General features: G+C 72.0%; 17 protein-coding genes. 11 read left to right on the top strand and 6 right to left on the bottom strand.

Features of this window, described 5'->3' with window-relative positions; all coding sequences use genetic code 11:
* Positions 1-156: 156 nt before the first annotated feature.
* Both AB0M30_RS18970 and AB0M30_RS18965 read right to left on the bottom strand, forming a co-directional pair.
* Positions 157-1074: an alpha/beta fold hydrolase gene (locus AB0M30_RS18970; protein ID WP_364585298.1), complete on the bottom strand. Its 918-nt coding sequence runs from the start codon at positions 1072-1074 to the stop codon at positions 157-159.
* Positions 1075-1514: 440 nt separating this feature from the next.
* Complete coding sequence (locus AB0M30_RS18965; protein ID WP_360179403.1) at positions 1515-2717, bottom strand: helix-turn-helix domain-containing protein; 1203 nt, start codon at positions 2715-2717, stop codon at positions 1515-1517.
* A 175-nt stretch (positions 2718-2892) separates the two neighbouring features.
* Here AB0M30_RS18965 and AB0M30_RS18960 point away from each other — a divergent pair, with 175 nt between their 5' ends.
* Positions 2893-4125 (top strand): helix-turn-helix domain-containing protein, encoded by a 1233-nt coding sequence (locus AB0M30_RS18960; RefSeq protein ID WP_364585297.1) that lies wholly within the window; start codon positions 2893-2895, stop codon positions 4123-4125.
* A 168-nt stretch (positions 4126-4293) separates the two neighbouring features.
* Positions 4294-5016: a GNAT family N-acetyltransferase gene (locus AB0M30_RS18955; protein ID WP_364585296.1), complete on the top strand. Its 723-nt coding sequence runs from the start codon at positions 4294-4296 to the stop codon at positions 5014-5016.
* Here the strand turns inward: AB0M30_RS18955 and AB0M30_RS18950 are convergent.
* Positions 4906-5436, bottom strand: coding sequence for a GtrA family protein (locus AB0M30_RS18950; protein ID WP_364585295.1), 531 nt, complete (start codon positions 5434-5436; stop codon positions 4906-4908). The genes AB0M30_RS18955 and AB0M30_RS18950 overlap by 111 nt on opposite strands.
* A gap of 39 nt (positions 5437-5475) precedes the next feature.
* Here AB0M30_RS18950 and AB0M30_RS18945 point away from each other — a divergent pair, with 39 nt between their 5' ends.
* Entirely contained in the window at positions 5476-6090 is a 615-nt protein-coding gene (locus AB0M30_RS18945; RefSeq protein WP_364585294.1) for a hypothetical protein, read from the top strand.
* Here AB0M30_RS18945 and AB0M30_RS18940 read toward each other — a convergent pair whose 3' ends face one another.
* A complete protein-coding gene (locus AB0M30_RS18940; protein ID WP_364585293.1) occupies positions 6091-7278 on the bottom strand; it encodes a lipase family protein in 1188 nt (395 codons plus the stop codon).
* Positions 7275-7838 (bottom strand): hypothetical protein, encoded by a 564-nt coding sequence (locus AB0M30_RS18935; protein WP_364585292.1) that lies wholly within the window; start codon positions 7836-7838, stop codon positions 7275-7277. The genes AB0M30_RS18940 and AB0M30_RS18935 overlap by 4 nt, the downstream gene beginning before the upstream one ends.
* A 332-nt stretch (positions 7839-8170) precedes the next feature.
* Between AB0M30_RS18935 and AB0M30_RS18930 the strand changes: the two genes are divergently transcribed.
* The 8 genes from AB0M30_RS18930 to AB0M30_RS18895 all read left to right on the top strand — a co-directional run bounded on the left by AB0M30_RS18930 (position 8171) and on the right by AB0M30_RS18895 (position 16408).
* Entirely contained in the window at positions 8171-9400 is a 1230-nt protein-coding gene (locus tag AB0M30_RS18930; protein WP_364585291.1) for a DUF6801 domain-containing protein, read from the top strand.
* A 79-nt stretch (positions 9401-9479) separates the two neighbouring features.
* Entirely contained in the window at positions 9480-10547 is a 1068-nt protein-coding gene (locus AB0M30_RS18925; protein ID WP_364585290.1) for a DUF6801 domain-containing protein, read from the top strand.
* Between the two features lie 34 nt (positions 10548-10581).
* A complete protein-coding gene (locus tag AB0M30_RS18920; RefSeq protein WP_364585289.1) occupies positions 10582-11919 on the top strand; it encodes a DUF2252 family protein in 1338 nt (445 codons plus the stop codon).
* 376 nt (positions 11920-12295) lie between these two features.
* Positions 12296-13498, top strand: coding sequence for a SpoIIE family protein phosphatase (locus AB0M30_RS18915; RefSeq protein WP_364585288.1), 1203 nt, complete (start codon positions 12296-12298; stop codon positions 13496-13498).
* Complete coding sequence (locus tag AB0M30_RS18910) at positions 13488-15161, top strand: ATP-binding protein (RefSeq protein WP_364585287.1); 1674 nt, start codon at positions 13488-13490, stop codon at positions 15159-15161. The genes AB0M30_RS18915 and AB0M30_RS18910 overlap by 11 nt, the downstream gene beginning before the upstream one ends.
* The gene (locus AB0M30_RS18905; RefSeq protein WP_103338392.1) at positions 15158-15598 is read left to right on the top strand and encodes a response regulator; all 441 of its coding nucleotides are present in this window, start codon (positions 15158-15160) and stop codon (positions 15596-15598) included. The genes AB0M30_RS18910 and AB0M30_RS18905 overlap by 4 nt, the downstream gene beginning before the upstream one ends.
* A 34-nt stretch (positions 15599-15632) precedes the next feature.
* Positions 15633-15989, top strand: coding sequence for an STAS domain-containing protein (locus AB0M30_RS18900; protein ID WP_364585286.1), 357 nt, complete (start codon positions 15633-15635; stop codon positions 15987-15989).
* A gap of 11 nt (positions 15990-16000) precedes the next feature.
* On the top strand, positions 16001-16408 hold the full coding sequence (locus AB0M30_RS18895) for an ATP-binding protein (protein ID WP_364585285.1): 408 nt from the start codon (positions 16001-16003) through the stop codon (positions 16406-16408).
* Between the two features lie 66 nt (positions 16409-16474).
* Here the strand turns inward: AB0M30_RS18895 and AB0M30_RS18890 are convergent, their stop codons facing one another.
* Entirely contained in the window at positions 16475-18097 is a 1623-nt protein-coding gene (locus tag AB0M30_RS18890) for an alkaline phosphatase family protein (protein WP_364585284.1), read from the bottom strand.
* Between the last annotated feature and the right edge of the window lie 12 nt (positions 18098-18109).

Genomic DNA, 18109 nt, shown 5'->3' with positions numbered 1-18109 from the left:
TGTGGCTCAGGCAACATAATTTCGTGTGAACGGCACTGTCAACGGGTTGTTCGCTGACTTTGCGGTAACCCGTCCGGACTACACCCGAACGGGTGGAACGTCGCGAGAGGACGTGACACTTCCGGCGCGCGCGAATGGTGCGCGCGTGACAACTTTTCAGAAGGGTGGTTCAGGGGTTGTCAGCCGCGTGACGACGTCGTCGAGAGTCAGCCGGGCGGGCGCGGTCTCCGAGAGGAACTCGTTGAGCAGGGCGCAGAACCGGTCCGGGTCGGCCACGTGCGGAAAGTGTTTCACGTTTTCCAGCACGGTCAAGCGGCTGTCCGGCAGCAGCGCGGCCGTCCGGCGCCCGTGCGCCACCGGGATGAGCGGGTCGCGGGCGCCCCAGACCAGCAGCATCGGCACCGCCTCGGCCAGGTAAAGCTTGTCCACGGCGCTGGCGCGCTGGCCCCGCAGGTCGATCAGGCTGCGCGCGATGAACAGGAACGCCCGCCGCCGCGCGGGGTCGGCCAGCGAGCCGAAATGCCGGGCCAGTTCGCGGGTTTCGGGGTCGAGCGAACCGCCGAGCCCCCGGCCGAGCCGGGCCACGGCCCGCGCGAGCGCGAGCGTCACCCGGTTGACGGCGAGGGCCATGGTGGCCGGTGCCCCCGGCAGGGCGGCGGCCCGCAGCACCGGGCTCACCTCCGGGCCGAGGCCGGCGCTGCCGACCAGCACGAGCCGGTCGCACATTTCCGGGAACTGGTAGGCGAACTGCAGGGCGATGCCGCCGCCGAGCGAGTGCCCGACGACGGTCGCGTGCCGGACCCCGGACACGGCGAGGACGTCCCGCACGGTGCTCGCCATCGCGCCGAGACCGTAGTCCGCGCGCGGTGCCTCGGATTCGCCGTGGCCGGGCAGATCGGGCGCCAGCACGCGGCGGCCGAGCGCGCCGCACCGCGCCAGGACGGGGGCCCAGGTTTCGGCGCTGCCGGCGATCCCGTGCAGCAGCACGACCGCTTCGTCGCCGGCGTCCGAGGGCGGCCGGTGCTCGTGCAGCCGGATGCGGCGGCCGTGCAGGGTCAGGGTTTCGACGGTCATGGGCGCCCTTTCTCGCGGACCCGAAATTAGGGCATCCGGCGGCCGCCGCGGATGTGGTGAACGCCACCGCCGGGGAATCACGGACGGGCATGACAAGAAGCATTGCGGAAACGCGGCGGCGCATGCGGGTTTCAGCGACGTCACCGGGAATGCGTATCGACATTCCGGCGGTATCCGGTAATCCTCGGAGCATGGTCGCAATGACGCACCGGACGCGCTGATGTCCTGCCGCGCGAGTTTCCATTTCGTCCCCCAGGGGCCGGGGCCGCGCCCGCGGTGGCCGGGCCGACGGCCGTGGCGGCGGGTGCTGCCGATGCCGGTGCGCGCGCTGGATCGCGTGGTCCGGGCGCAGGGGCACGGCTCGGGCGGGCCGGTGTGGCTCGGTGAGCCCGGGGCGGTGGTGCGGGCGGGCTGACGTCGCCTCCACCCGGCCGGCGCCGTCAGCTCTCGGGAGGCCGGTGGGCGCGCATCAGGCGTTGGGCGCGCAGGGCCAGCTGCATGCCCAGGCGGTCGTCGGCGTCCTTCAAGCGGTCGCCGAACAGCTCCTCCAGCTGGCGCAGGCGGTTGCGGACCGTCTGCGGGTGGACGCCGAGACGCTGCGCGATCTCCGGTGCGCCTCCGCGCGTCTCCAGCCAGGCCAGCAGGGTTTCGCTCAGCCTGTCGCGCTGCTTCTCGCTCAGCGAAGCGAACGGGTCCAGGCTCTGCCGGGCCAGCTCGGCCGCCAGGAAGTCCTCCGCCAGCAGCCAGAGCGTCGCGAGGTGGTCGCGGCACCAGATGATCGGGCCGGGGACGTCGGGGCCGGACAGCAGCAGCGCCCGCCGTGCCGTGCGCAGCGCGGCCGGGGCGTCGGCCAGCGGCACCGTCGGGGAGACCGCCGCGCGCCAGCCGTCGAGCTTGGCGGCGAGGGGGGTCAGGTCGGCGTCCGGATCGCGGGTCAGCAAGTACGGCTCGGGGCCGTCAAGGTCGGCCAGGACGCCGTCGCCGAGCAGGTCGGCGGGGAAGTCCGCCGCGTCGGGGCCGCGTTCGAGGGCCACCATCGCCGCCGTCTCCGGCAGCGGCCAGCCCGCCCCGCCCGCCAAGCCCGCGATGCTGCTCGCCGCGCCTTCCGGGGCGCCGGCGATCAGCTCCAGCAGCCGCCTCCGCCGGACCGGGACGGCGCCCTCGGCCTCGGCCTGCGCCTGCTGGTACCCCTCGATCGCGGTGGCGCACAGCTCGTCGACGTAGGCGAAGATCGCCTCCGCGGCGACCGAGATGACGGCCGGGTCGACGCCGGCGGCGACCACCCCCTGGTGCATCGCGCGCCAGGCCACCCGGGCCCCGATCGTGGCGCTGTCCTGCAGCGCGTCGAGGTTGCGGCCTTCGGTGAACTCGATCCGGCCGCGGCCGCGGTAGAACTCGATCCAGTGCTCGTGGCCCAGCGCCGGCTCGCCCATCGAATCGATGCAGTGCTGCACCGCGAACTCGACGCTCTTCACCAGGACCTTGCCGAACACGCCCTTGAGCGGCTGGCCGTAGGCCGGCACCGTGCGCTGCACCTCCTGGATCATCGACGCCGCCGCGTGCCCGACGTGCGGGCGCAACCCCGCGCCGAGCGCGCGCGGCAGCGAAGCCAGCAGGCGAAAGCTGCGGTACTCGACCACCAATCCCCCTTCGAGTTCTGCGCCGAGCGTATCCGACGCAGGTGTCACTGAAAAATCAACGACTGGTTCCCTGAAAGGGTGACGCGGGTCAGTCCTTTTGACACGGACGGGTGGGCGTCCTACGCTCCGTGTCAGTATTTTTTCGGGGCGCCCATTCCAGCGGAGGACTGAATTCCCCATGCGCCGTTCCGCTGCCTCGGACAGTTCCGTGTGGTCCCGGCTGCCGCACGAGCTCGGCGACGCGGTGCGCCCGCGGATCCCGGAGATCGCCCGCGCCTGCGTCGACGCGATCGCCGCCGAGATTCCGGAATATTCCGCGAGATTCACCGGCGGCTCCGGCCGCGCGGCCGCGATCGAGCTGGCGCGGCGCGGGATCGAGCGGGACGTCGACCGCGTCGGCACACCCGCGCTGTGGCAGGCCGACCGGCTGGCCGGGTTCCGCGGCCACGGGCGCGACGCGTTCCACAGTGGTCTCAGCCGCGAAGCCGTGCAGGCGGCCGTGCGCGTGTCGAGCCGGGTCACCTGGCGGTGGATCGCCGACATCGCGCGGGAAGCCGGCCTCTCCGGCGACGTCCTGTACGGCGCCGCCGAAGGGATGTTCGCCGACGTCGAGACTTCGATGGCGGCCGTCGCGGAAGGCTACAGCGCCGCGGAGGCCGCGGTGTCCGGCACGGGCGAGCGGCACCGCCGCCTGCTGCGCGCGCTGCTCGGCGGCCGGACACCGGCCTTCACCACCGAGCCGTTCCCGGCCGAGCCGGGCAAAGAGGTGGACAACCTGGCGGCGGCGTCCGGGCTGCCGCTGCCGGAGCGGCTCGCGGCGGTGGCCTTCCGCGCGCTGCCGGGTGCCCCGGAGTTCCCGCCGGGCCTGCTGCCGGACCACGTCCCGGCCGATCCGGCCGGCGACCCGCCGGCGGCCCTCACCCCGGCCCCGGACGTGGATCTGATCGGCCTGACGGGCTTGCCCCCGGGCTGGACGGCGGCGGTCGGCCCGCTGGTCCCGCCGGCCGAGGCGCCGGAGTCGTTCCGGGTCGCCCGCCGCGCCGTCGACCTGGCCGCCCGCGGCCTCCTCGACGCACCGGGCCCGGTGATCTGGTGCCGCGACCACGTGACGACGTTGCTGCTGCTCGCCGACGAATTCCTGGTCGCCCAGCTGGCCTCGACGACGCTGGAACCGCTGTCGGGGTTGTCCGGACGCCGTCGCGAGCAGCTGGCGGAGACGTTGTTGGCGCTGGTCCGCACCCGCGGCAGCGCACCCGAGCTGGGACGGCTGCTCGACCTGCACCCGCAGACGATCCGGGCGCGCCTCAGGAAGCTGGGCGAGTTGTTCGGGGACAAGCTGGACGACCCGGCCGAGCGGCTGCGGCTGGAGTTGGCACTGCTGGCGGAGCGGGCGCTGCCGGACCGCGGCTGACCTGACCGGCTCGGCCCGGGCGCGTACCTGGACGGACGGCTCGCGTACCTGGAGGGTCGGCTTGCGTGTCTGGAGGGTCGGCTCGCGTGTTTGGAGGGTCGACTCGCGTGATTGGAGGGTCGACTCGCCGGGGCGGTCGGGGGCTGGGCGGGTTCTAAGCTGGCCGGCATGACCGGATTGCTCACCGAGCGGCTGCGGCAAGCCTCCGACAACGCCATTGCGCTGTGGAGCACCCTTGCCCGGGCGCGCGGTGACCACGTTGCCGACCACCCCGACTTCGCCGTGATCGACGGCCGGCGGTTCCGGATCATGCTGCGGACCGCCACGCCCGGTGACGACGCCGTCGAAGAGCTGACCGAGCTCGCCAAGGCGCGGCGGGCGGAGGGGCGGGCCGTCGTCGTCGAAGATCCGTTCGGCGTGCTCGATCTGGGCGCGGCCGGGATGACCGCCGGGCAGCTGCCGGTGATGGCCCGCGAGCCCGGGCCGGTCCCCGCACCCGAGGGGGTGGCGCGCGTCCGGACAGCCGCCGGGCTGGCCGCGGCCGAAGAGCTCGTCGTGCACGGCTTTCCGCTGGAGGAGTACCAGCCCTACCGCCCCGGCACCGTCTTCCCGCCCGGGCTCCTCGAGCAGGCCACCGCGTTCTTCCGCAAGGACAGCCAGGGGGACACCCAGGGCGCCTGCCTCACCATGGCCCACGGCGGGGTCGGCGGCGTCTACTGGGTGACCACCCGGCCCGAACACCGCTCGAAGGGCGTCGGGCGCGCGCTGATGCACGCGGTGCTACGGCACTTCGAGGACGTGCCCGTCACGCTGACCGCCTCGCGGTCCGGCCGGCCGCTCTACGACAAGCTCGGGTTCGTCGGCCTGGGCGAGGCCGGCTGGTGGCGCTGACGGGAACACCCACCGCCGGTAGCCGAACCAGCGGAACGCCGTGCCCGCCAGGGTGCCCAGCAGCATCCCGGCGACGAAGTCCGCGATCTCCTGGGTCAGGTAACCCACGTACGGGACCGACAGGTGCAGCACGTACCGCGACACCAGCGCCGGCACGAGGTTCACGGCCACCGCACCGGCGTTGACCACCACGAAGAGCGTCGCCTCCCGCACCCGGCCCAGGCCGCCGCGGCCCGCGAACGACCAGCGGCGGGACAGCAGGTACGCGAACGCCGTGGAGACGACCGTGGCGATCGCGAGCGCCGTCACCGGCTTCTCACGGAACACGGTGAGCTTCAGGCTGTAGTCGCCCAGTAGGGTGACCCCGTACGCGGCCAGGCCGACGACGGCGAAGCGGAGCAGCTCTCGCGGCTCGGGCATGGTTCCTCCAGGTGACGCCGGACAGGGTGGAGGCTTTCGATGGCACGCACGGGCGGTGAGGGCGATCTGCCCTCCGTCGCCGAACTGGTGAACCTTTCGCAGACGAAGCCGCTGATGATCCGCGGTGAACTCGACGCGAAGCTCGCCGAAGAGGCGGTCTCCGAACCCGAGCCCGCGCCCGATCCGCTGGCCGTGCTCGACGCCGAGCTGGCCGCGGCCGACGAACCCGAAGACGGCCGTCCACAGGACGCGCCGCCCGCCGACCGGTCCCGCCGCGCGAAGCCGTTCGTCCTCGCCGCGGGCGCCGCCGTCGGGCTCGGGCTGGTCGCTGTCGTGCTGCTCCAGCCGCACCAGGTGGGCGGGACCGCCGTGCCGCCGCCCGGCGCCCCCGCCCCGGTCGTGCCGCCGCCGGCCTCCAGCGAAGCCGTGGAGACGATGAGCGCCTCCGCCGCCGCGCCGCCGCTCACCGCCCAGGTCCGGCACACCACGCCCGAGACCACCAGCGCGCCGGCCGGGGCCGGGCGCAAGCCCGCGCCGGCTCAACCGCCGGCGCCCACGGCGACGCCGTCGTCGCCGGAAGACCAGTGGCGCGAGTACGTCAGCTCGGTGATCAGCTCGTGGCAGCAGCACCCCCGCGGCGGCCGGAACCGCTGATCAGCAGCTCGCGGTGGCCGGCTTCCCGGCGATCCGGTCCTTCACGAAGGCCAGGACGTCGGCGTTGCCGGTGTAGACCAGCGTGATGTGGTCGGTGTCGTAGGTCTTCCAGGTCTCCTGGACCCCGGCCGCGCAGTACGTCTTGTGCAGGCTGTCGGCTTGGGCGAACTGCACCAGCTGGTCGCCGGTCGCGTGGTAGAGGAACACCGGTACTCGCGGCGGGGTCCCGCCGAGCTTGTTCTCGGTCAGCCGCGCCACCCACGCGGGCTTGATGTAGCCCGGGCCGGTCGTGTAGTCCGCGATCTTCTGGTTCGCGTACGTCGTGAGCAGCTCGAACGTGCACGCGCTCTGCTTCATCTCGGCCAGCTTCGCGCGGCCGTTGTCGGTGAGGAACGAGTCCAGCTGCAGCTCGGGGTAGGCCTGGTCGAGGCCGAGCAGCGCGTAGGCGAACACGCCGAAGCCGAACTTGCCGTCGAGCTGCAGCGTCACCTGGACCAGGTCGGCCGGCACACCGCCGGCCGCGATGCCGGCGAGGTTCAGTTCCGGGGCGTACGACGGCTGCAGTTCGCCCGCCCACGCCGCGGCGCCGCCACCTTGGGAGTACCCGCGGAAGACGACCTTCGCCGACGCCGACAGCCCGGCCGCGCCGAGCCGCTGGGCCGCGCGGACCGCGTCGATCACCGCCGGACCTTCGGACCGGCCCACGACGTAGGTCGTCTTCGGCGCCGGCTGATAGCCCTCGTAATCCGGGACGGCGACGGCGTACCCCGCGTCGAGCAGGTCGTCGAGGCCGGGCTGCTCGTAGAAGGCGCCGATGTCGATCATCTTCGACGGCGTGCAGGCGAACGCCGGGCCGTGCGTGCCCGGCGCGAACGCGACGATCGGCGCCGTCGCGCGGTCGGCGGTCTTCGGCACCAGGACCGTGCCGGTGACGGCGTCGGGCTGCCCGAGCGCGTTCGTCGACAGGTACATCACCTGCCACGCGTCGACCGAAGCCGCGCGCGGGCCGGCGTGCGACGGCCGCCAGCGGATGACGTCACCGGGTTTGCCCGCCGGCAAGGGGGACGGCGGCACGTAGAAGGCGTCGTCGGAGGGGTCCGGCGCGGGCGCGGTTGCGGCCGCGGCGGGGGCGAAGGCCGTGGCGAGGACCAGTGCCACCAGCGTGGCGAGCACGCGGCGGGCGGTCACGCGCCGGTCCCGTAGACGCGCTTGCAGGTCGCGGACTCGCCGAAGGCCAGGTTCAGCTCGGGATTCGCCTTCAGGTCCTTGATCGGGCCTTCCGGATCGGCGAGCTGGCCCATGGTCGAGTCGGCCTCGGAAATGACCTTGCGCAGGCTGGGCTGGTCGGTCACCCGCGCCTGCTCCATCCGGGTCTTCGTCTCGGCGAGCTTGGTCTTCGTCTCGGTGAGGTTGCCGGTCGCCTTGTCCACAACGGACTGTCCATCCGGGACGGGCGGGACGCCGGCGCCGTGCAGGCCGCCGGCCATGTCGTCGAGGGCCGAGCCCAGGCGGCCCAGGAACTCCACCATCGCGTCCCGGGTCTTCACCGGGTCGGCGTCGTCGACGGACGGCGGCTGCGAGAGCTTCGCCGAGCCCGCGGCCACGCCGGTGCACACCTTGTCGACCCACGCGAGCGCCGCCGGGTCGGCGTGCCGGCCCGGGTCGGGCGGGGTGTCCGAAGCGCACGCGGCGCACGACAGAAGCGCGGCCGCCGACATCACGAGCACCGCGCTGTGCATTCTTTTCATGGGTTTCGAAGCTACGCGCCACGCTCACGCGCGAGCAAGAACAGAATGGCCGGTTGGCACGTGCGTCAACATTCCGGTGCCGGGATTTGTTACGCGTGTCAGCGGTTCGAAGGTGGCGCTGTGCTGGGGAAACCTTCCCCGTCCTGCTAGGAACCCTGGCCGCGTGACGTGCCGGGGTGACAATTTGCGGTGCCGCTGTGACCTTTTTGCCGAAAGGCCTTGATCGGTGCCATCCGCGCTCGTTAGCTTACGGTTCGGACGCGATTGAAGGCTGTGTCTTTCAAAGAATGCGCCGCCGTTTCGTATCACTGTTGATACACGGAAGGACCATCGTGAGTCACCCAAGAGGCAAGAAGAAGACGATCGCGGCCGCCGCGGCCGTGGGTGCGGTGGGGCTCATCGCCACCGCGCTCGTCGCCGGGGCGCAGGCCAGCGCCGCCGACCCGATTTCGCTGACGCTGAACTACCACTGCACCTTCCCGCTGGTGGGGTCCCAGTCGCTGAAGGTGGTGATCAACACCGACCTGCCGGCCACGGTGAACACCGGGCAGCCGACCGGCGCGTTCGACATCAAGGCCGTGTCCACCATCAACGCGGACACCGTCAGCGGCCTGAGCCTGATCGGTGCCACCACCCTGGAAGGCACCGCCACGGCGAGCGCGACCGTCGCCGCGCCGAGCCTCAACCTGCCGGTCAGCGTCCCGATCACGCTGGACAAGACGAACATCCCGGCGTCCGGTGAGATGAACATCAACGCCGCCGGCAAGACGCCGTCGCTGACGTTCACCCAGGCCGGCCAGGCGAAGATCACCGTGGGCGACCTGAACCTCAAGGTCACCCCGCGCAAGGCGGACGGCTCGGTCACCGGCATCACGCCGGACGGCACGATCGACGCGCCCTGCACGCAGGACAGCGGGCAGAACAACACCCTCGCCACGATCACCATCAACGGCGGTGGCGGGACGACGACCCCGCCCACCACCACCCCGCCGGTCACCACGCCGCCGACGACCACGCCGCCGGTGACGACCCCGCCCACGACCACGCCGCCGGGCGGGGGCATCAAGTACTCCTTCGGCATCACCGGGTCGACCGCGCTGAAGTCGCTCGGCAGCACCGCGCCGATCACCGGCTCGTTCGACGCCGACGTCAACCTGTCGGCCAAGACGTTCACCGGGAGCCTGCAGCTGAACCCGACGCACACCGACTTCAAGCTGTTCGGCTTCCTCCAGGGCAGCTCGGACGTCAAGGTCGTGCAGAACGGCCCGCAGACCGGTGAGCTCGTGGGCACCGGCTTCAAGGCCCACATCAAGTTCGACACGTTCCTCACCACGGTCAACCTGTTCGGCATCCCGATCAGCACCGACCCGAAGTGCGGCACGGTCAGCTCCTCGACCAGCGAGATGACCACCGGTCCCGACTTCGACCTGCTCAAGGGCGGCAAGCTGGCGGGCACCTACTCGCTGTCCGCGCTGCAGAACTGCGGTCCGTTCAACGACATCGTCAGCGCGTTCGCCAAGAGCGACGGCAACTCGCTGAACCTGGTGCTCACCAAGAAGTGACCCCGACTACCGGCCCCCGCCGCGCGCCGACCGTGCCGCGGCGGGGGCCGGTGCCATGCCCCTCCAGATGGGAGAGCCCGTGCGGAAAGCCCGGTCGTTGCTCGCGGCGGGTCTCGCCTGCCTGCTCGCGTTCGCCGTCGCCACGCCCGCCCAGGCGTCGACGCCGGTCACCAAGAAGCTGAGCTACACCTGCCCGTTCCCGTTGATCGGGCTGCAGAAGCTGGACGTGGAGATCACCGCGTCGTTCGACGTGCCCGCCGCGCCGGGCGGGACGTTCACGACGGCGGACCTCGCGGTGTCGGTGACCGTGCCGGACAAGCCGGCCCGCGGCCTGGCCCTGGTCGGCGCGGCGAGCATCGAAGGGACGGCGTCCGCAGGGGTGACGCTGACCAACGGCCCGCTGACGCTGCCGCTGAGCCTCCCGCTGACGGTGGCGAAGACCGCGCTGCCGCCTTCGGGGGCGTTCACCACGAAGGCGGCCGGCTCGGTCCCGCCGGTCCGGCTGCCGAACGCGGGCAAGACGACCCTCACGATCGGCGGCTTCAGCACCCGGCTGACGCCGAAGAAGGCCGACGGCTCGTACACCGGGCTGGGCTCGTTCACGTCGGACTGCACGCTCGACGCCGGCCAGGACCCCGTGCTGCTGAGCTTCGACCTCGGCAGCACGCAGACCCAGCACCGCTACGCCGTGGCGGGGTCGACCGCGCTGAAGGCGCTGGGCGCGACCGCGCCGCTCACCGGATCCCTCACGGCCGGGCCGGAGTTCGCCACGGCGTTCGACCAGACCAGCGCGGACTTCAAGGCGTTCGGGTTCGTTCCCGGCCGCGCGGACTTGCGGTTCACCCCGGACGGCCCGCAGACCGGCGAACTCGGCGACGTTGGCTTCGTCGCGCACTCGGCCTTCGCGCTGACCTTGCCGCAGGTGACGCTCTTCGGGCTGCCGGTCGCCGACGCGGGCTGCCGGGCGAGCGCGTCGATCCCGGTCGACCTGCGAACCGGCCCGGGCTTCGCCCTGGCCACGGGCGGTCCGGTCACCGGCACCTACGCGATCCCGCCGCTGACCGGCTGCGGCGTGTTCACCGCGTACCTGAGTTCGCTGGTGCAGGGCGGCGGGAACACGTTCGCCCTGACGTTGTCCGCACGCTGACCGCTGCTCACCTCCCGCCGGTATACCTGGGGGAATGCGCCGAACCACTGTGGGGACTCTGGTCGTTGTCACGCTCATCGCCACCGCCGCGCCCGGGGAGGCGGCCGGCCTGAGCCGGGACCCGGTGGCGGTGATCTACGACCGGGACCACGCGCTGCACGTCCTCGACGCCGGCGCGACCGACGACGAGCTGACGCTGCGGACGCAGGCACTGGCGTCGAACGCGTGGACGTTCTTCCGGGGCACTTCGCCGCTCTACTACCGCGACCTGGGCGAACTGCCGGCGTCCGCCTACGCCACCGCGGGCGGCGACGTGTGGCTGACCGGCGACGCGCACCTGGAGAACACCGGCGCCGACCGCGGGGCCGACAACGAAGAGCAGTTCGCGCTCACCGACACCGACGACGCCTGGCGCGGGTCGTGGACGTGGGAACTGCGCCGCGAAGCCGTGTCGATCGTGCTCGCCGGCCGGGCGGACGGCCGCAGCGCGAGCAAGATCGCCACCGACGTCGACACCTTCGTCGCCGAGTACGCCCAGTGGATCGCGAAGTTCCACGGGAACAACGACGAAGCGAGCTGGCGGCTGACGTCGGCCAACACCTCCGACCTCGTCGCCTCGCTCATCGACGACGCGGCGGCGGACAAGCGGGCCGACCTGCTCGCGAAGTGGACCACCGGCGGCCACTTCAAGGCCGACCCGCAGCTCCAGACCGTCCCGGCGGCGACACGCACCCAGCTCGTCGACGCGATCGCGGCGTACCGGACCACCGCGGGCGAGCCGCTGTCCGCGGCCGAGGCCGTCGTCAAGGACGTCCGGCGGCGGACCGGCGCGGGCACCGGCAGCCTGGGCCGCTTCCGCTGGTACGTGCTCGTCGAGGGCGACACGACCTCGGCGTCGGACGACCGGATCCTCGAGCTCAAGCAGGAGGTCGACCCGGCACCGAAGCCGCTCGCGCCGAACGCCACGACCCTCACCGGCGGGCAGCGTCCGGCGCTGGCCCTGCGCTGGCTGGCCAACGAGTCGGACCCGCTGGCCGGCTGGGCGAGCGTCGGGAGCACGCCGGTGCTGGTCAAGGAGAAGTCCCCGTTCGCCGAGGACCTGAAGATCGGCGATCTGACGACGTCGGCGAGCTGGGACGACACCGTCCGCGACGTCGGCCGCCTGCTGGCCGCCGCGCACGCCCGCGCCGACCAGGACATCCCCGGCACCGGGCTCGCGTACTCGGCGGACGCGGCGATCGACGGCGCCATCACGAGCGTCTCCGGGCTGCAGGCCGAGACGCGCGCCTTCGCGACAAGCTACGCCGACCAGGTGACCCGCGACTGGCAGGCGTACGTCACCGCCAAGAACAGCGGCCGCCCCCTGTTCTGAGCGTCAGCGTGGCCGGAACGTCAGCGCGAAGCCGGCGCCGGAAGGGACCAGCGCGGCCAGGAAGAAGCCGCCGGGCACGCCGGACGGGCGCCCTTCAAGCTGCGGTAGGCCATGTGGACGAGCGCGGCCCACAGCCCGCGCAGATGGCGAACACGAGCAGACGACCGAGAGGGGACGGCTCCGGTGAGCGCGGTTCGGCGGCCGGCGAGCGTCCCGGGGGTGTCATCCGAACCGTTATCGACCCGGTGTCACATCGGGGTGCTATAAAACGCTACCCCGATGGGACCGGTTTCACCGCTGTAGGCGGCCGTCACCGGTGCCGCTAGGGTTGATCGTCTGGATTGCTGGCTCAAGAGCAGCCGAACGGGAGACGCCGGTGACCGCCGCGCTCGACTCATCGTGGGATCCCCGCACGCGCCTGCGGGTGCTCCTGATCGAGGACGACGACGGCGACGCGCTGCTGGTCGAAGAGATGCTGGCGGACACGTCCGTGCCGTACGCGCTGGAGCGCGTCCAAACGCTCACCGCCGCGCTCGACGGCCCGCTCACCGCCGACTGCGTCGTGCTCGACCTGCAGCTGCCCGACGCGATGGGGCTGAGCGGGCTGACCAAGCTCGGGCAGCACGCGCCGGGGGTCGCGGTGGTCGTCCTGACCGGGCAGCACGACCAGGCCACCGGGGTCGCCGCGGTCGCCGCCGGCGCGCAGGACTACCTCGTCAAGGACCAGGTCGACGGCCCGCTGCTGGTGAAAGCGCTCCGCTTCGCCCGCGAACGCAAGCGCGCCGAGCAGGTCGAGCAGCAGTTCCTCCAGCAGCAGCTGCTCGCGCGGGAGAACGCGCGGCTCGAACGCGGCCTGCTGCCCAGCCCGCTGCTGCGCGACCCCCACCTCGAACTCGCCGCCCGCTACCGGCCCGGCCGCAACGGCTCCCTGCTCGGCGGCGACTTCTACGACGCGATCGAGCTCGACGACGGCACGGTCCACATGATGATCGGCGACGTCTGCGGCCACGGCCCGGACGAAGCCGCGCTCGGCGTCGCGCTGCGGATCGCGTGGCGCTCGCTCGTGATGGCCGGCCTGCCGATGCCCGACGTGCTGAGCATGGTCGAGCGGGTCCTGGTGCACGAGCGGATCGAGCCGCTGTTCGCCACCGTCTGCATGGTCGTCGTCGCGCCGGACCGAAGATCCCTGCGCCTGTCGCTGGCCGGGCACCTGCCGCCGCTGCTGCTCACCCCCGGCGACGGGCACCTGCTCTCCGGCGAGCGCCTCGGCGTCCCGCTCGGCGTCGTCGAGGGCGCCAAGTGGGACTCGCTGGAAGTGCCCCTGGAGCCGGGGTGGTCACTGCTGCTGTACACCGACGGCGTGTTCGAGGGCCGCGTCGGCGCCGGCTCCGAACGGCTGGGCCACGAGCGGATGGCCGCGCTGGTGCTCGACATCAAGCACGCGACCGGGCTGCACCACCGGGAACTGCTCGACGAGCTGATCGCCCGCGCCGAACGGCTCAACGCCGGCCCGCTCGACGACGACGTCGCCCTCGCCCTGCTCAGCCACAACCCGGAAGCCGAGGTCCATGAGCGTTGACGCACGCGGCTGGCCGATCCGCCGCCGGCTGGCGCTGCTCGCCGCCGTCGAGGCCGTGCTGCTGGTGGCCGCGCTGGTCGCCGGCGGGATCGCGCTGCACAGTCTCACCGGGGCCCGCACCCGGCTGCTCGACGTGATCGCGCCCCAGCGCCTGGCCGCGATCCAGCTGTCCACCGCGCTGCTGAACCAGGAGAGCGGGGTCCGCGGCTACCAGCTCGGCCGTCAGCCGGCGTTCCTGGTGCCCTACACCGACGGGGTCCGGTCGCAGGCCGACGCGGTCACCCAGCTGCGGCAGCTCGGCGCGGCGCCGGGCACCGGGATCGGCGACGACCTCGAGGCCGTGCTGCGGGCGGCCGGCACCTGGCAGGCCGCGGCCGCGCCGACCATCGCCCCGGACGCGCCACCGGTCACCGCGGACCAGGTCGAGCGCGGCCGGACGCTGTTCATCGACGTGCGCCGGGCGCTCGACGCCCAGCTCGACCACCTGACCGGGATGCGCGACGCCGGCCGCGCCGAGCTGGACGCGGCGGCGCGCTTCCTGAACGCGATGTTCGTGGTCGTCGCCGCGCTCGTCCTGCTGTTGTTCGCGATGCTGTTCTTCGGCCTGCGGCAGGTCGTCACCCGGCCGATCCTGCGGCTGGCCGGCGAGGTCCGCCGGGTCGCCGACGCGGACGTCCACAGCCCGGTGCACGGGACCGGGCCGCGCGAGATCGCCCAGCTCGGCGCCGACGTCGAGGCGATGCGGCAGCGCATCCTCGACGAGGTCGCCGAGCTCGAGCAGGCGCACGCCATGCTGGACCGGCGCACGCAGGAGCTGGACCGGCGCACGCGGGAGGCGGAGCGGTCCAACGTCATGCTGGACCGGCGCACGCGCGAGCTGGAGCGGTCCAACGCCGATCTGGAGCAGTTCGCCTACGTCGCTTCGCACGACCTGCAGGAGCCGCTGCGGAAGGTGGCCAGCTTCTGCCAGCTGCTCCAGCGGCGGTACCAGGGGCTGCTCGACGAGCGCGGCGAGCAGTACATCGAGTACGCCGTCGACGGCGCGAAGCGGATGCAGATCCTGATCAACGACCTGCTGGCGTTCTCCCGGGTCGGCCGGAAGCCGGGCGAGCACGTCGTCGCCGACGCGGGTGCGCTGGCCGACGACGCGATCGCGAACCTGGAGGTCGCCCTCTCGCTCAGCGGCGGCAAGGTCTCCCGCGGGGACCTGCCCGAGGTGCGCGTCGAGCCGGCCCTGATGACGGCGGTGTTCCAGAACCTCATCGGCAACGCGCTGAAGTTCAAGGGCGAGTCACCGCCGGAAGTGCGGGTCACCGCCGAGCGCGACGGCGACGAGTGGGTGTTCTCCGTGGTGGACAACGGCATCGGCATCGACGCGGAGTACGCCGAGCGGGTGTTCGCGCTGTTCCAGCGGCTGCACACGCGGTCGGCGTACCCGGGCACCGGGATCGGGCTGGCCCTGTGCCGCCGGATCGTCGAGCACCACGGCGGCCGGATCTGGCTCGACACCGAGGCCGCGGAGACGACGTTCCGCTTCACCCTGCCGGTTCGCGAGGACCCGGCGCTCGAGGCTGTGGCTCACGAAAGCGGGGCCCACGAAAGCGGGGCCCACGAAAGCGGGGCTCACGAAAACAAGGCTCACGAACTCGAGGGGACCGCATGACCCAGGCGCCGGTCCCGATCGACATCCTGCTCGTCGAGGACGACCCCGGTGACGTGCTGATGACCCGGGAAGCGTTCGCGCACCACAAGATCCGCAACCCGCTGCACGTCGCGGAGGACGGCGTCGAAGCGCTGCGGTTCCTGAAGCGCGAAGGGCCGTTCGGCGCGGCGCCGCGGCCGGGGCTGATCCTGCTCGACCTCAACCTGCCCCGCAAGGACGGCCGGGAACTACTCGGCGAGATCAAGCAGGACCCGGGCCTGCGCACGATCCCGGTGGTCGTGCTGACCACGTCCGAAGCGGAGGAGGACATCCTGCGCAGCTACGAACTGCACGCCAACGCCTACGTCACCAAGCCGGTCGACTTCGAGAAGTTCGTCGAGGTGGTCCGGAAGATCGACGACTTCTGGGTCACCGTCGTGCAACTCCCGCACCGGTAGCCGATTGGCGGGGAGTCGGGCACCATGGGAGGCCGTGACCCCTTCGATGCCGGATCTGCCCGCCACCGAGCTGGCGGTGACGCTCGACTGGCGGGGCCGCGCCGCGGTGCTGGCCGTCGCGGGCGAGATCGACCTGGTCAGCGCGCCGGAGTTCGGGGAAGTCGTCGACGTGGTGCTGGCCCGCGGGCCGGAGAAGCTGGTGGTCGATCTGCGCGAGGTGACGTTCTTCTGCTCGGCGGGGCTGCAGGTGCTCGCGGCGGCCCACCGCAAGCTGGCCGAGCGCGCGTTGTGCGTGGTGAGCGATTCCCCGGTGACGTCGGGCCCGCTGAAGACGACCGGGCTCGACACGTGGATCGGTGTCCACCCGACCGTCGACGAAGCACTCCGGTGAGGCGGGCGCGGATGCCGGAACCGTTCCGCCGCCACGGCGTGGCCGCCGCCCCCGGCGCCCTCCGCCGCCTGCGGCACGACCTGATGGCGTGGGTGCTGGCGTCAGGGGTCGACGAGGCCCGGGCGGCCGACATCGTGCTGGCCAGTTACGAGGCGCTGGCGAACGTGGCCGACCACGCCTATGACGGCGGGGAGCCCGGCGTGGTCGACGTCGACGCGGCGGCGCACCCCGACCGGCTCGAGGTGGTGATCACCGACCACGGCCAGTGGCGGCTGCCGCTCCCGGACACCCAGCCGGTTTCCTTGCGCGGCCGCGGGTTGCTGCTGCTGCGGGCGAGCGCCGACCGCGCGGACATCACCTCGGGCGAGCGGGGGACCGTGGTGACGCTGACCTGGGACCTGGAACCCGTCAAGCCCTGACCCCCGCCCCAAGCGCCCCAATGTGGCCTTCGGTGCGTTCAACGCACCGAAGGCCACCTTGGGGCGCTAGTTCTTGACGACGGCTCCGGTCTTCGGGTCGAGGGTGACCTTCCGGGCCTTCGGCCACCAGAAGTCGAACATCCCGGTGAGCGAATTGGCGCGCGTGTCGAACGACGAGTCGCCGATGCGGCCGGTGAACCAGTTGTCCTCGATGAACTTCAGCACCGAGGTCTGGTCTGTCAGCGTGTGGTCGACGTGGTTCACCTTGCTGAACGGCGAAACCACCAGCAGCGGCAGCCGCGGGCCGTAGCCGCAGCGGTCGGCGTACGTGCCCACCGTCGTCGGCTTCGCCGTGCAGACCGCCTGGTCCTGCGCAGCGTCGTGCGAGCCGTTGATGATCGGGGACTTCTGGTGGTCGTACCAGCCGTCCGAGTCGTCGTACGCCAGCACGATCGCCGTCGACTTCCAGTCCGGGGACTGCTGGATCTTGTTGATCTCGCCGACCACGAACTGCTGCTCGTCCAGCGGGTCCGAGTACCCCGCGTGGCCGTCCTGGTACTCCGGCGCCTTCAGGAAGCTCACCGCGGGCATCGAGCCGGCCTGCAGCGCGTCGTTGAAGTCGGAAATGTCGTACTGGTGGTTGGCGCGGTCGGTCTGGCCGATCGCCTGCACCGACGACGGCGGGAGGTGCTTCGGGTTCGCCGTCGACGGGTAGTACTGGAACGGCTCGTGGTGCGGGCTGTAGTCGACGACCGCGTTGCCGCCGACGTTCGTGTGGGTCTGGCCGCAGACCGCGTACCCGTTGGCCGAACCGGTCGGGCGGAAGCCGCCCTGGAACCAGCCCCAGGTCACGCGCCGCTGGTTGAGCAGGTCACCGACGTTGCGGCCGTGCATGGTGGCCAGGTTGTCCTTGCTCGTGTGGTTCTTGCCCGAGCAGTCGTCCCACGCCGGGTCCGGGTCGTTGATCATCGTGCCGACGCCGTTCGCGTCCGGCGACTGCACGGCGTAGGCGTCTTTGACCGGCTCGTGCGTGACCGGGTCGACGGCCTGGACGCCGTGGGTGTTGCCCGAGATCAGGTCGATCGCGCCCGGGCTGGACGGGCCGAACACCGTGTTGAACGAGTTGTCGTTCAGCGCGTAGTGCTGGGCGTAGTTCCACATGCCGGTGACGGTGTTGCCGTCGTAGTAGTCCATGACCAGGCCCGGCTCGCCGAACAGGATCGGCTGCCCGGTGCACTTGTCCGTCTCGGTCTTCTCGACGAACTTGTCCATCTTGCCGCCGTTGAAGGCGGCCTGCTCGGCGCCGTAGTTGTGGTTCTGGTCGCAGGTCATCGCCTGCTGGGGCGTGAGCCGCTTCGGGTTGTAGGCGTTCGGGTTGTCGGTCAGCAGTTTGTGGTCCAGGCCGTTGACCTTCGGGGTGCCGTGCGCGGCGGTGAACGGCGTGCCGTCGGTGTTGGCCGCGTCCGGGTAGGTGCCGAAGTAGTGGTCGAACGAGATGTTCTCGCCGAAGATGACGACGACGTGCTTGATCGGCGTCGACGTCGGGATCCAGTGCGCGGGGAACAGGTTCAGCGGCTGGGCTTCCGCGGTGGTCGCCGCGGAGCCGGTGACGACGGCCAGCGTGGCGACCGAGGCGAGGGCCCCGGCACCGAGCAGGCCGCGCCGTCGCCGGCGGGTCTTTCTGTCCACAGTGGATTCCTT

The sequence above is a fragment of the Amycolatopsis sp. NPDC051716 genome (assembly GCF_040681595.1).
Taxonomy (GTDB): Bacteria; Actinomycetota; Actinomycetes; order Mycobacteriales; family Pseudonocardiaceae; genus Amycolatopsis.
Note: the sequence above shows the minus strand (reverse complement) of the source record. Positions and strands in the feature narration are given on the sequence as shown.